Genomic DNA, 12946 nt, shown 5'->3' with positions numbered 1-12946 from the left:
GATGGGGGCTGACACTGGCCTTGGCGTTCGCTGGAGGCTGAAGTTACGAGAGTGTGCGCGGCAGAAGGTCGGGCCGTACCCGTTCGGTGCGTTCGATTTGCTGCTGGTGGCGCCAGGTACTGATGGCGCCATGGTTGCCGCTTCGTAACACCGGCGGAACGTCGAGGCCGCGCCAGCTGGCGGGCTTGGTGTAGCTGGGGTATTCGAGCAGGCCGTCTTCGTGGGATTCTTCGACGAGGCTTTCCGGGTTGCCGACAACGCCGGGAATGAGCCGGCCGATCGCTTCGATCATGGCCATGACGGCGACCTCTCCCCCGTTGAGCACATAGTCGCCGAGACTCACAAGCCGTACCCGGCCGCGCTGCGAGTAGTGATCGACGACACGCTGGTCGATGCCCTCGTAGCGACCGCATCCGAACACGAGGTGTTGCTCGAGCGAGAGCTCACGGGCCATCCGCTGGGTGAATTGATCCCCCGCCGGCGAGGGAAAGATGACGATGGGGCCGTCGTCGACTGGTGCAGGGTCAGTGCCGAGGATGGCATCGAGGGCGTCGCCCCAGGGCTCCGGCTTCATGACCATGCCGGCGCCGCCACCATACGGGGTGTCGTCGACGGAATGGTGCCGGTCGTGGGTGTGGTCGCGCAGGTTGTGCACGCCCAACTCGATCAAGCCGCTTTGGCGGGCCTTGCCGAGTAGCGACAGATCGAGCACATCGAAGAATTCGGGAAAAATGGTGACGATATCGATGCGCATGGTCAAATTCTAGAAGATCTGGGCCTGCTCTTTCGCCTCGCGGTACCGGTCGACGACCACGTCAACCAGAGCAGCGGGGGCCGTTTCGCCCGGCAGCAGCAGCGGAGCCGTCACCAGTTCGGCGCCCACGCTCTGGACGCGCGTCAAGTCGAAGAAGAATCCGGGCGCCATGAGATAGGTACTCACGGTCACGTGTTCGCTGCGCAGTCTGGCACCGGTGACGGCACAGGCCAGCCGGGGCGTGGCCGCAGAGAGAAAGCCGACGGTGACGCGAACACCGAGGCGCTCTTCCAGCAGGGCGCCGACCGTGCGGCAGTCGTGCACCGCGCGGGCGTCGCTCGAGCCGGCGGCGGCGAGCACGATCTCCTGCCCGGGGACCCGTGTGTCGAACCCGTCGGCACGCAGACGATGTTCGAGAACGTCGATGAGTCGGTCGTCCGGCCCGAGCGCCCGTGACACGGTCGTCACGCGGTCATGCGCGCTGGTCTCTCGTTGCAGGTCGACGTGCACGTGGTAACCGGCAGAGAGCAACAGGGGCACCACGACCGCGGCGGAATCCGGGGGCACCGCACCGAGGCTCGCCGCGACATCCGGCTGTTGCACGTCGACGAAACCGCCACTGACGGCAAGTTCGGGATGAGCGAGGGCAACGGCGTCGACGAGGGCAGCGATGGCGGCCTGGCCGTCAGCCGAGTTGGTGCCGTGCGAGATGGCGACGAGCGCGGCGGGTGCCGGCGTTGCGCGCTCGTCACCGCTCCGCTCGGTACCGCTCCGCTCGGTACCGCTCCGCTCGGCACCCCTCCCAGAGGCGCGGTGCCACTCGATGCTGTGCTGTGCTGCACGAGCCCGTTCGCCGAGTAAGGTCATGCCGCCTCGCGCAGTCCAGACTCGACCGCGACCTCGATATAGCCGCCGACAACGCGGGTTTCGTAGGTGTTCAGCACGAGTGTCGGGTTGGTGAAGCATTCCCCGGTACCGAGGTCGTAGACCTCTTTGTGCAGTGGCGAGGCGATGGTCGGGCGGTCGCCCTTGGAACCGACGATGCCGCGGGCCATGACGTTGGCCTCGGTGTGCGGGTCACGGTGATCGACGGCGTAGATCTCGGTGGGTGAGAGCAGGAACAGTGCGATCTGTTTCATGCGAATGAGCGCGGCTTCACCCCAGCTGGGTTCCAGATCGGCTACGGCACAGGCACGCTCCCAGACCAGGGCGGGGCGGGTCACTGCAGCGGTACGGCGGGTGTCGGCCAGTGTCATCGTCATCGTGCGCTCCCAGGGGTTTGGTTTTTGGGGTTGTCGCGTTTGTGCGTCGATCCCACGGTAGGCGAGCCATATTTCAACCGATCGCCCGCCATGTTTCCCCCGGGTGAAACCCGCCTCACACGAGGTGCGCTTCGCTGTGGGGCTTTCGACCAGTCCGGGACACACGAGCGACACGAGGGGGAAACTGCCCCGAACTACGCTCACAATTGCCCCGCTTTGAAAGGATGCTGATGCCAGCTTCTCGTGAAACCGCCTCCGCGTATTCTGTCCCAGACACCTCCGCATCCGCTAGGGACGCGACACACGCCGTCACAACAGTGAGCCCGGCGGATGCCGCCATTGTCGAATCGGAGACTATGCGCCGCGTCATCGTGATCGGTGGCGGTCCCGCCGCACACCGCCTCACCGATGCCCTGCACTCCCGCGATACTGAGCACGCCCTCTCGATCGTCGTGCTGGCCGAGGAGAACCACCGGCCATACGACCGGGTTGCGCTGAGCCAGCGACTCACCGGAATGACCGACCTCACCCTTGCGCCCACGGCACCGTGGGATAGTGAGCGCATCGCGCTGCGCATCAACGAACGGGCCACCAGCATCGATCGGGTTGCACACACCGTCACTACGTCGACCGGGGCCGTGCTCGACTACGACGACCTCGTGCTCGCCACCGGATCCAGTGCTCCTGTACCCGAGGTGCCGGGTCGCGAACACATTCGGGTCTACCGCACCCTCGACGATGTCGACGCCCTCGTCGCTGAACTCGCCGCCCTCACCGTCTCCCTCGGCCGCACCCCCAAGGTCGTCGTGGCCGGCGGCGGTCTGCTCGGCCTCGAAGCGGCCGGCGGACTGCACAAGCTCGGCGCGGAATCCGCCATCGTGCATTCCGGCGGCTGGCTCATGTCGGCTCAGCTCGACGAGGGTGGTGGACAGGCACTCGGTCGGCTCATCCTCGCTCAAGGCATCGAGCTTCACCTCGGCACTAGGGCCCGAACCATCCTCTGCGACGACGACAACGCGGTGACCGGCCTGCAGCTCGGCAACGGCCGCGACATTGCCGCCGACATGGTCGTCTACGCAATCGGCATCTCACCGCGTGACGAGCTGGCGCGCGCCGCCGGACTGACCGTTGGTGCGCGCGGCGGCATCACGATCGGAAACGACTGCCGAACGAGCGACCCCAGCATCTGGGCGATCGGCGAGGTTGCCAGCTGGAATGACCGCTGTGTCGGCCTCGTCGCACCGGCCAACGCTATGGCCGAGGTCGTCGCCGACCGTCTGCTCGGCGGCAGCGCCGAGTTCACGACCATCGACGACGCCACCAAGCTCAAACTCTCCGGTGTCGACGTAGCCAGCTTCGGTGACGCCCTCGCCAGCACGCCGGGCTCGCTCGAAATCGTCTACGCCGACCCGGCCCGCGGGCTGTACCAGAAGCTCGTCATGACCGACGACGCCAAAACCCTGCTCGGCGGCATCTTCGTCGGCGACGCCACGCCTTACTCGGCCCTGCGACCGATGGTCGGCCGCGAACTCAGCAGCGAGCCCGCCGCGTACCTCTCCGCAGCCGGTGCCGAGGTTCCCGGTGGCGACGAACTACCCGACGACGCCCTGGTCTGCTCGTGCAACATGGTCTCGGCCGGTGCTGTGCGAAGCGCCGTGCTCGGCGACGAGCACACCGATGCCTGCACCGAACTCGGCTCTCTCAAGGTCTGCACGCGGGCCGGAACCCAGTGCGGTTCGTGCGTGCCACTGGTCAAGAAGATCCTTGAGGCCGAGTTGACGGCATCAGGTCAAACGATCTCTCACGCCCTGTGCGAGCACTTCGAGCTGAGCCGGCAGGAACTGTTCGATTCGGTGCGGATGCTCGGGCTCGTATCGAGCGACGAGATCTTTTCCCGTTTCGGCACCGGCCGCGGCTGCGATGTCTGCAAGCCCGCTGTCGGCTCGATCCTGGCCAGCCAGAACACCTCCTACATTCTCGATGCCGGCCGCGGCACTCTCCAGGACACCAACGACCGGGCCATGGCCAACATGCAAAAGGACGGCACCTATTCGGTCGTTCCGCGCATTCCGGGCGGTGAGATCACGCCCACCAAACTCGCCGTCATCGCGCAGGTCGCGCTGGACTTCGACCTGTATACCAAGATCACCGGCGGGCAACGGATCGACCTGTTCGGAGCCCGGCTGGAGCAGCTGCCCGACATCTGGCGCATCCTGGTCGACGCCGGCTTCGAGTCCGGCCAGGCCTACGGCAAGTCGTTGCGCAACGTGAAGTCCTGTGTCGGGTCCACCTGGTGCCGGTTCGGGGTGCAGGATGCCGTGGGGCTCGCGATTCGGCTGGAATTGCGCTATCGCGGCCTGCGCGCCCCGCACAAATTCAAGTTCGGGGTGTCAGGCTGCGCGCGCGAGTGCGCCGAAGCACGCGCCAAAGACGTGGGCATCATCGCCAGCGATAACGGCTGGAACATGTACGTTGGCGGCAACGGTGGTTTTCAGCCCGCGCACGGGCAGCTGCTGGCAACCGACCTCGACGAGGAAACCCTGATCAAGTACATCGACCGCTACATGATGTACTACATTCGAACGGCCGATCGCATGCAGCGCACGGCGCGCTGGATGGAAGATCTGGGCGGCGGACTCGAGCATGTGCGCGACGTCGTCATCAACGACTCACTCGGACTGGCCGAGGAACTCGAGCAGGCCATGCTCGCCCACGTCGACAATTATGAAGACGAGTGGGCAGCCACGCTCGCCGACCCCGAGCGCCTACGCCGATTCCGATCCTTCGTGAACGCGCCCACCGAGCCAGACCCGAGCATCGCTCTCGTTACGGAGCGTGACCAAATCCGACCCGCTACCCCGGCCGAGCGAGCCTCGTCGAGTACTGTTCTACTAAGTGGAAGCCGCATTCCCGTTCGAAAAGAGTAAGAAGATGACAGCCCGGAATTTCGGTACGACTGGGTCGGTCAGCGCCGAGCAGGTCACGGCAGGGCAAGTCACCCTGGTCGGCGGCGGACCCGGCGCCGCGGGGTTGCTGACCGTCGCCGCAGTGACGGCTCTGGCCCAAGCGGATGTCGTGTTGTTCGACCGTCTCGCCCCCAACGACGAACTAGCCCTGCTCGCACCCCGCGCGACCCTCGTCGACGTCGGCAAACGCGCCGGCAGCCATCCGGTCTCACAGGCGGGGATCGAAGACCTGATGGTCGAGCATGCCCTCGCGGGCAAACGCGTGGTGCGGCTGAAGGGCGGCGACCCTTATGTGTTCGGGCGCGGAAGCGAAGAAGTGCTCGCCTGCCACCGCAACGGCATTGCCGTCACGGTTATTTCCGGTGTCACGAGTGCGATCGCCGTGCCGGCGGCGGCGGGAATCCCGCTGACGCACCGCGGGATCAGCCACGCATTCACCGTGATCAGCGGCCACGCACCGCTCACCGACAACGAACTCGAGGGCCTCACGCTGCTCGGAAGTACCATTGTCGTGCTGATGGGCGTTGGCACGTTGCCGACCCTGAGCCAGGGTCTGTTGCGCCACGGCATGCCAGCCAACCTGCCAGTGGCCATTATCGAGCGCGGCTTCAGCGCCACCCAGCGCACCACGGTGAGCACGCTGGCCGCCGTGCTATCGGATGCCGCAGCCGCCGGCGTGCGCAGCCCCGCCGTGCTCGTCATCGGTGAGGTTGTACGCCTCGCTTTCAGTGGCGACACGGCCGCGAACGACCTCGTGGCCCGGGCCGCCGAGTTCACGGTGACCGCCTGATGAACAGCGGGAGCGAACCGGTTTCGAACGGCGAGCGGGGAGCATCCGCTGCGCAGCTGCCCGGGCAGCACGAGCCGATGCCGGGCGCGACCGAGCCGATCGAGGTGGCGGCCCCTGTTTTGAGGCCGAACCAACTGGACGGGTTTCGCATCGGCGTGACCAGCGATCGCCGCTCGAGCGACCTGATCGACGCCTTCGAACGGCGCGGTGCCAAAGTGATGCACGCGCCGACACTGCGCATCGCCCACTCCCAGCAGGACGGCCCACTGCTCGATGACACCAGAACCCTGATCATCGCGCGACCCGATATTCTGCTCGCGACCACCGGCTACGGCGTGCGACGCTGGTTTGAAGTGGCAGAGGCCGACGGCATCGGGTCCGACCTCACCGATGCATTCGCCGACACCACGATTCTGGTACGCGGACCGAAAGCACGCGGCGGCATTCGCGCCACCGGGCTGAACGACTCGGGCATGAGCGAATCAGAGACGACCGCCTCGCTCGTCGACAAGGTATTGGCCGAGTATCCTCCGGGACTCGTTGTCGGTATTCAGGTTCATGGCGCAACCGACGAGGTGCAACTCGACCGGTTGCGCGCGGTGCACCAGCAAGTGCTCGTCGTTGCGCCCTACCGCTGGATCGCCGTCGATGACAGCGACGAACGGGTCTACAAGCTCGTCGAAGCGATTTGTTCCCGTCAGCTGGACTGCGTGACCTTCACGAGCGCCCCGGCCGTGCACGCCCTCTTCACCGCGGCGGAAGGCATGGAGGTCTACCCGGAACTCATCGCGGCGCTGCAGACGCAGGTGTGCGCCGCCGCTGTCGGACCGGTGACGAGTGCCCCGCTGATCGCGGCCGGGATCGCCCCGATCCAGCCGTCTCGGTTTCGGATGGGCGCGCTGATACGGCTGGTCTGCGAGCATCTGGAACAGAACATGATCGAACGGGTCGAGACGCAGAACGGACTCGTGCAGCTACGCGGTTCGATCGTGCAGGTCGGCGCGGAACGCACCCAGCTGCCGCCGACAGCCCTCGCTATCCTGCGGGCGCTCGTTCGGGCACGCGGTGCGGTTGTCTCCCGCGAAGACCTCACGCTCTCCCTGGCCGGCGACTCCGACGATCACGCTATGGAGGTTTCGCTCAGCCGACTCCGTCAGACGCTCGGCACTCCCGGGTTGGTCGCGACCGTGGTCAAGCGCGGCTATCGCCTCAACGTGTAGCCGCCCAGTACACACATGCCGGTGCGCACCCTCCGGTCGTTGTTCGACCAGTTGAGTGCGCACCGGCAACGGTACGGTTGAGCGTTACGGTTCGTCGCTTGTATGAGCGGATGCCGCAGCATCCGGTTCAGAGTCGCCTTCTGAATCCGTTTCCGGGACAGCGCCAGCGGCGGCACCATCGGCCGCGTCCTCTGGCAACTCTTCGAGAAGGCCGGGCGGCGGCGTGATCGTGACCAGGCCGTTTTTCACGTCGACGGTCGGCACGATGGCCTTGACGAACGGGATCATGACGTCGCCGGTGGGCGTCTTCACGATCAACAGGTCTTGGGCCGGCATGTGCTCGAGGCGACCGATGGTGCCGATGCGTACCCCATCGCGCATGACGGCGAGACCGACCAGCTGGTGGTCGTACCAGGCGTCTTCTTCATCTGATTGTTCCGCGACGTCCGCGTCGATCCAGAGGATCGCCTTCGCGAGCGTTTCTGCCGCGCTGCGGTCGACAACATCCTTGAAAAAACCGACAGCGTGCTGGTTGTACCAGCGCAGCTCGACGAGTTCGATCGTCTTGCCGTGCCAAGCCGAACCGGTCGGAACCTGCAGCGTGAACACGGCACCCGGGACGAAACGTCGTCCCGGGTCATCCGTGAACAGTTCGAGCTTGATTGCTCCCTTGAGGCCGTGAGCCTTGGTCAGGCGCCCCACCCGTAATTGCTGGGTGCGGTCCTTCTCACTATCGTCCACTGTCGCGTCGTTCACTGAACTAGAAATCAGTGTCGACGACGTCGACGCGAACGCGTCGACCATCGGCCAGAGCTGCAACGAGGGTGCGCAGTGCTTTCGCGGTGCGACCAGCACGGCCAATGACCCGGCCGAGATCCTCGGGGTTCACCCGAACCTCGAGCACATCGCCTCTTGCAGAGTTCTTTTCTGCAACGTGCACATCGTCCGGGTGATCAACGATCCCCTTGACGAGGTGTTCGAGCGCGGGAGCAAGCAACAGTTACGCCTCTTCGGTTGCTTCGACAGCAACCTCTTCTACCTTGGCGACCGGCTTGTCGGCCTTGGGCTTGAGAACCGGCTTCTTCTTCTCGTCAGCGACGAAAGCAGCCTTCGGTTCCTTCACCTTGACGGTGCTCTTGGCGTTCTTGTCGCCCTTGAAGATTCCCCAGTCGCCGGTGAGCTTGAGGAGTGCAGCAACCTGCTCGGTCGGCTGAGCGCCGACGCTGAGCCAGTACTGCGCACGCTCAGACTTGACCTCGATGACCGAGGGCTCCTCCGTGGGGTGGTAGATGCCGATTTCTTCGATGACACGACCGTCGCGCTTGGTGCGCGCGTCGGCAACGACGATGCGGTAGTACGGTGCACGGATCTTGCCCATGCGCTTCAGACGGATTTTGACAGCCACAATTCTCCAGTGTTGATTCGGTGTTTGGCGAACCTTGGGCCGTGAGCGTGGGGGCACACTCGGCATAAGCTCTATAGGATCACGTTGCACCGAGATAGAGGGTCGGGCACAACGGATCGCGACTAATCATTCTGTCAGAGATTGCTCACATTGTGATAATCGAACCTCAACGGCTTTCACCAGCCCACCCAAGGAGCACCCGTGCCACTTGAATTCGCCCGCTCCGCCCGCTCCACCGTGGGCATCGAGTGGGAGGTCGCCCTCGTCGACCGCAACACCGGCGATCTGGTGCCGATCGCCGATGAGGTACTCGACGCCCTCTGCGGCCCGGACGGCTCGGCGCACCCGACGATCACCGGCGAGCTCCTGCTCAATACGGTCGAGCTGGTTTCCGGCGTACACGACACCGTCCGCCACGCCGTAGCGGATGTCGCCGGCCAGCTCCGCGAAGTGCGTCGCGCTCTCGACGGCCGCGAGGTTGACGTGATCTGTAGCGGATCGCATCCGTTTGCGCAGTGGTTCGATCAGACCATCACCGACAAGGCGCGCTACCACAAGCTCATCGACCGCACCCAGTGGTGGGGGCGCAACATGATGATCTGGGGCATCCACGTGCACGTGGGCATCGACGACAAGGCCAAGGTCATTCCGATCATGAACGGCCTGCTGACGTATGTTCCGCACCTGCAGGCGCTGAGCGCGTCGAGCCCGTTTTGGGCTGGCGTCGACACGGGCTATGCCAGCAACCGTTCGCTCATGTTCCAGCAACTACCGACGGCCGGCCTGCCCTGGGACCTGCCCGACTGGGAGGCTTGGGAACGCTATGTCGACGACATGGCGGTGACCGGTACTATCGACGACGTGACCGAGGTGCGCTGGGACATTCGCCCGTCACCGCGCTGGGGCACGATCGAGATTCGCGTCTGCGACGGCGTCTCCACCACCGAGGAGCTCGGCGCAATCGCCGCGTTCATCCAGTGCCTGGTCGAATGGATGTCCACTCGCCTCGACGCGGGAGAAGACGTACCGCGCATGCAACCGTGGTTCGTGCGCGAGAACAAGTGGCGTGCGGCCCGCTATGGACTCGACGCTGAGATCATCCTCGATGCGGCCGGCACCGAGCGTCTTGTAACGGATGACGTACGTCACCTCATCGAGATTCTCTCCCCCGTGGCCGAGCGGCTCGACTGCCTGCCGGAGCTGCAGGGTCTCCACCGCATTATCGACGACGGCGGCAGCTATCAACGACAGCTCGCTGTGGCTGCCGCCAACGAGGGCAGCCTGCCCGCTGTCGTTGCGGCGCTCAGCCACGAACTCGCGCAGGGGCTCGGGAGCTAGTGCATTTTCAACGGGCAGGCGCCGTTCACCGTTTATCGCGGGGGCTGGCCTGACGACTCAGTTGCCGTGTGCCTCGATCGAAACCGGCTGCCATTCGTTCCACGTCGCCAATCGGGACTCGTAGTCCTTGGTCGCGATACCCAAGGGTGCCTTGCCGAAGAAGATGCGCAGTGGCGGCTTCTGGGCATCGACGACCTGGAGGATCGCGCCGCGGGTGGCCTTCGGGTCACCGGGATCGTTCGCAGAGGGACGACTCGCCGCCGCCTGTCGCACATCGGCGTACTCCGCCATCTCATCGCTACGCGAGGCGGATGGGCCCGACCAGTCGGTTGAGAAACCGCCAGGTTCCACCAGAGTCACGTTGATACCGAAACCCGCGACCTCCTGGGAGAGTGACTGCGAGAAGCCTTCGAGTGCCCACTTCGACGCATGGTAGATACCAACGGTGGGAAACGCGCTGATACCGCCGATGCTTGACACCTGGATGATGTGACCCGAACCCTGCTTGCGCATGACCGGAACCGCTGCCTGTGTGATCCAGAGCGCGCCGAACAGGTTTGTCTCGATTTGTGCTCGGGCCTCGTCTTCGGTCAACTCCTCGACCATGCCGAAATGGCCGTAGCCAGCGTTGTTGATGACGATATCGAGCTGGCCGAAGTGCTCGGCTGCCTTCTGCACGGCCGCGAAATCCGCATCCCGGTCCGTGACGTCGAGCCGGATCGGCAAAAAAGTATCCGGGTACTTCTCAACGAGAGCATCCAGAGTTTCCACTTTTCGTGCGGTGCCTGCGACGCTGTCGCCACGCTCGAGCGCAGCTTCCGTCCACTCGCGGCCGAAGCCCTTGGACGCGCCCGTAATGAACCAAGTCTTGCTCATGGGTATGTTCCTTTCAATGGATGACCTAGACGGTAACGTTCGACGAGGGCAAACACTTCCCACCCGCACGGGCGTCCGGTGTCACTCTCGCGCCCTGACCGTTCTACCGGTGGCGAACCTACTACGCGACCGGTCGCCATCATCCTCAGCGTTGATTCGGCTTCGGAGCCGGGTGTACTCGGGCGTTGATCATCCTGGATGCGGCCGGCGCCGAATGTCTCGTGACGGATGACGTGCGTCGCCTGATCGAGATCCTCGGTCCAGCGTCATGGTGTCGTCGCGCTCTACGCCCTCGCCGTTGCCGTTGCCGTTGCCGTTGCCGTTGCCACCGTCGTATTCGTTGAAATCGTCTGGGCCGTCAGCAGGTTGCCAGCATGGACTTGATCGCCGCCTTTTCAGCGGAGTCCATGGACAGCCCCCACCCGTACTTTACGTGCACAACATGCTTGGCGTAGGTGCAGTGGTACGAGGCCAGCGGCGGCTGCCACTCCGCCGCGTCCCTATCGGACTTAGACGCGTTGACGTTGTCGGTGACGGCGATGAGCTGACCGTCGCTCAGGCTGTTGGCGAACTGCTGACGCTTGCTCGTTGTCCAGGTCGACGCTCCGGACCCCCAAGCCTCAGACAATGCCACGACGTGGTCGATGTCGACATCCGATGACGCATAGTTCCAGGCACCGTCATAGACGGAGTACCAGCTTCCCGAGGTCGCTGAACAGGTCGAGCTGGTCACGACGTCGACGCCATCGCGCTGGAGCACTATCTCTCGTGTATCGCAGCTACCGGACTGCGTGGACCAGTGCGGGAATAAATCTCGGGAGTACCCGGCCGAACCCGTCTCGGCCTTAGTGTCGATCGTGGCCAGCTCGCTGTTGATGGTGCTGAGCGCCGGCGGGTCCGGCGGGGAGGCGAACGCCGGGGTGGCCGTCAGATGAGTCGCCGCAACGACAAGTGCACCGATCAGGAGCAGGGCGGGGGGCAAACGTGTCATCGAGACTCCTCGGATCGACCGTGAATCAGAAGACATCGATTCATCGGATTGCCTTAATACTCTCGGTCAGCGGGTCTGCACCGCAGGCCATTCAGGTGAACGCTAAGCAGCCATTGCGCGACGGCCGGTTCGGAGCACCGGCCGCGTCATATCGGCAAGCAACACTCCCCCTGTGCGTGACGTGGCCTCCAAGCATGATCTCGAGCAGCGTGGCGCCCCGCGTGACGGTGTCAATGACGGTCCTCCCCGCCGAGCGCTGCAGCGAGTTCAGCAGCCCTCAGGAAAACACGCGGTGGGCGTACAAGCGTCCGTTGACGATGGCGGCATCCACGTGCTGGATCGAACAGGGCGTGCGTGCTCAGGCGTTCTTGGAGTCGCGCCAGGCCAGCCAGTCGGTGGCGGGCGCCAGGTCGTAGACGGGGCCGGAGATTCCCACCGTGAACAAGCGCGTGCCGAGGTCGAAAAGTGCGTCCGCGTCAGCGATGGTGCGCCCGCGTAGCTCGGTGGAGATTTCGATCTCGGCGATATCTCGGCCGACTTCGTCGCACCAGGCGCTGAGCACGCCGAGCTTGTGTTCGAGGACCTCGGGGTTGGAGAACGAATGCCAGATGTCGGCGTGCTGGGCGACGATGCGGAGGGTCTTCTTCTCGCCGCCGCCGCCGATGAGCACGGGGATGTCGCGGGTCGGCGGCGGGTTGATTTTGGCCCAGCGGGCCTCGATGCGATTGAGACTGTCGTCGAGTGCGTTCAACCGGGTACCGGGCGTGCCGAATTCATAGCCGTACTCCTGATAGTCGCGCTCGAACCAACCGGCGCCGGTGCCGAAGATGAAGCGTCCGCCGCTGATGTGGTCGATCGTGCGCGCCATGTCGGCCTGCAGATCAGCGTTGCGGTAGCTGTTGCAGTTCACCAGGGCGCCGAATTCAAGGGTCGTCGTCTGCTCGGCCCAGGCGGCAAGGATGGTCCAGGACTCGAAGTGCAGGCCGCCTGGCTCACCGCTGAGCGGAAAGAAGTGGTCCCAGTTGAAAGCGATATCGAAGCCGCGCGTCTCGACATCCGTGAGCGTGTCCCGAATCTTTGAGTACTCGGCGTGCTGAGGGGCGATCTGCACGCCGATGCGCACCTGGTGGTTCGTCGTTGAAGTCACGTGTCCAGCCTAGGGCCGCGCCCGGGCCGGGCCGTGACCCGGGGCTGGACGCATCCAGATCGCGCAGCATGCGCTTCGGGCCCACCGTGTGCACCTGGGCCCGGTTTACAAACTGGGCCCGGGGACGGGGCCCGGGCCCGGGCCCCGTCCACAGGTCGCCGCCGGACACCCACGCCGCGGCTCATGCGGCGGTCCGG

Annotated in this window: 13 protein-coding genes; 4 read left to right on the top strand and 9 right to left on the bottom strand. The window is 64.9% G+C overall.

The window, feature by feature from the left end; translation table 11 throughout:
* Positions 1–43: 43 nt before the first annotated feature.
* From trmD to nirD, 3 genes are read right to left on the bottom strand one after another with little or no spacing between them, the layout of a single operon-like run.
* Complete coding sequence (trmD, locus tag E3T27_RS15255) at positions 44–754, bottom strand: tRNA (guanosine(37)-N1)-methyltransferase TrmD (RefSeq protein ID WP_104197695.1); 711 nt, start codon at positions 752–754, stop codon at positions 44–46.
* A gap of 9 nt (positions 755–763) precedes the next feature.
* On the bottom strand, positions 764–1621 hold the full coding sequence (locus E3T27_RS15250; protein WP_134573796.1) for a sirohydrochlorin chelatase: 858 nt from the start codon (positions 1619–1621) through the stop codon (positions 764–766).
* A complete protein-coding gene (gene nirD, locus E3T27_RS15245; protein WP_233200893.1) occupies positions 1618–2016 on the bottom strand; it encodes a nitrite reductase small subunit NirD in 399 nt (132 codons plus the stop codon). Before nirD ends, E3T27_RS15250 begins: the two co-directional genes overlap by 4 nt.
* A gap of 356 nt (positions 2017–2372) precedes the next feature.
* On the opposite strand from nirD, the gene nirB reads away from it, so the two are divergent.
* From nirB to E3T27_RS15230, 3 genes are all read left to right on the top strand, one after another.
* A complete protein-coding gene (nirB, locus tag E3T27_RS15240; RefSeq protein WP_174722237.1) occupies positions 2373–4943 on the top strand; it encodes a nitrite reductase large subunit NirB in 2571 nt (856 codons plus the stop codon).
* A gap of 4 nt (positions 4944–4947) precedes the next feature.
* Positions 4948–5772: a uroporphyrinogen-III C-methyltransferase gene (gene cobA / locus E3T27_RS15235; RefSeq protein WP_104197693.1), complete on the top strand. Its 825-nt coding sequence runs from the start codon at positions 4948–4950 to the stop codon at positions 5770–5772.
* Positions 5773–5849: 77 nt separating this feature from the next.
* A complete protein-coding gene (locus E3T27_RS15230; RefSeq protein WP_134573841.1) occupies positions 5850–6992 on the top strand; it encodes a uroporphyrinogen-III synthase in 1143 nt (380 codons plus the stop codon).
* A gap of 84 nt (positions 6993–7076) precedes the next feature.
* Here the strand turns inward: E3T27_RS15230 and rimM are convergent, their stop codons facing one another.
* The 3 genes from rimM to rpsP are packed head-to-tail and all read right to left on the bottom strand — an operon-like array spanning position 7077 to position 8397.
* Positions 7077–7733, bottom strand: coding sequence for a ribosome maturation factor RimM (rimM, locus tag E3T27_RS15225; protein ID WP_233200889.1), 657 nt, complete (start codon positions 7731–7733; stop codon positions 7077–7079).
* A gap of 19 nt (positions 7734–7752) precedes the next feature.
* Positions 7753–7989 (bottom strand): RNA-binding protein, encoded by a 237-nt coding sequence (locus tag E3T27_RS15220; protein ID WP_104084343.1) that lies wholly within the window; start codon positions 7987–7989, stop codon positions 7753–7755.
* 3 nt (positions 7990–7992) lie between these two features.
* Positions 7993–8397, bottom strand: coding sequence for a 30S ribosomal protein S16 (rpsP, locus tag E3T27_RS15215; RefSeq protein WP_104197691.1), 405 nt, complete (start codon positions 8395–8397; stop codon positions 7993–7995).
* Positions 8398–8598: 201 nt separating this feature from the next.
* Between rpsP and E3T27_RS15210 the strand changes: the two genes are divergently transcribed.
* Positions 8599–9735 carry a glutamate--cysteine ligase gene (locus tag E3T27_RS15210; protein WP_104197690.1) on the top strand — a complete coding sequence of 379 codons (1137 nt, stop codon included), beginning with the start codon at positions 8599–8601 and terminating at the stop codon, positions 9733–9735.
* Positions 9736–9792: 57 nt separating this feature from the next.
* Here the strand turns inward: E3T27_RS15210 and E3T27_RS15205 are convergent, their stop codons facing one another.
* From E3T27_RS15205 to E3T27_RS15195, 3 genes are all read right to left on the bottom strand, one after another.
* A complete protein-coding gene (locus tag E3T27_RS15205; protein ID WP_134573792.1) occupies positions 9793–10611 on the bottom strand; it encodes an SDR family oxidoreductase in 819 nt (272 codons plus the stop codon).
* A 358-nt stretch (positions 10612–10969) separates the two neighbouring features.
* Positions 10970–11602 carry an HNH endonuclease family protein gene (locus E3T27_RS15200; protein ID WP_134573790.1) on the bottom strand — a complete coding sequence of 211 codons (633 nt, stop codon included), beginning with the start codon at positions 11600–11602 and terminating at the stop codon, positions 10970–10972.
* 358 nt (positions 11603–11960) lie between these two features.
* The gene (locus E3T27_RS15195; RefSeq protein WP_104197687.1) at positions 11961–12749 is read right to left on the bottom strand and encodes an LLM class F420-dependent oxidoreductase; all 789 of its coding nucleotides are present in this window, start codon (positions 12747–12749) and stop codon (positions 11961–11963) included.
* Positions 12750–12946: the final 197 nt, after the last annotated feature.

It is taken from the genome of Cryobacterium lyxosi, from assembly GCF_004403345.1.
Lineage (GTDB): Bacteria > Actinomycetota > Actinomycetes > Actinomycetales > Microbacteriaceae > Cryobacterium > Cryobacterium lyxosi.
The sequence above is the reverse complement of the archived record's forward strand: the minus strand, read 5'-3'. Positions and strand labels throughout refer to the sequence as shown.

Excerpts from the sequence above, each read along its gene's own strand:
- trmD (WP_104197695.1), bottom strand. The coding sequence starts at position 754 with ATGCGCATCGATATCGTCACCATTTTTCCCGAATTCTTCGATGTGCTC.
- E3T27_RS15200 (WP_134573790.1), bottom strand. The coding sequence starts at position 11,602 with ATGACACGTTTGCCCCCCGCCCTGCTCCTGATCGGTGCACTTGTCGTT.
- nirD (WP_233200893.1), bottom strand. The coding sequence starts at position 2,016 with ATGACGATGACACTGGCCGACACCCGCCGTACCGCTGCAGTGACCCGC.
- E3T27_RS15250 (WP_134573796.1), bottom strand. The coding sequence starts at position 1,621 with ATGACCTTACTCGGCGAACGGGCTCGTGCAGCACAGCACAGCATCGAG.
- nirB (WP_174722237.1), top strand. The coding sequence starts at position 2,373 with ATGCGCCGCGTCATCGTGATCGGTGGCGGTCCCGCCGCACACCGCCTC.
- E3T27_RS15205 (WP_134573792.1), bottom strand. The coding sequence starts at position 10,611 with ATGAGCAAGACTTGGTTCATTACGGGCGCGTCCAAGGGCTTCGGCCGC.
- cobA (WP_104197693.1), top strand. The coding sequence starts at position 4,948 with ATGACAGCCCGGAATTTCGGTACGACTGGGTCGGTCAGCGCCGAGCAG.
- E3T27_RS15230 (WP_134573841.1), top strand. The coding sequence starts at position 5,850 with ATGCCGGGCGCGACCGAGCCGATCGAGGTGGCGGCCCCTGTTTTGAGG.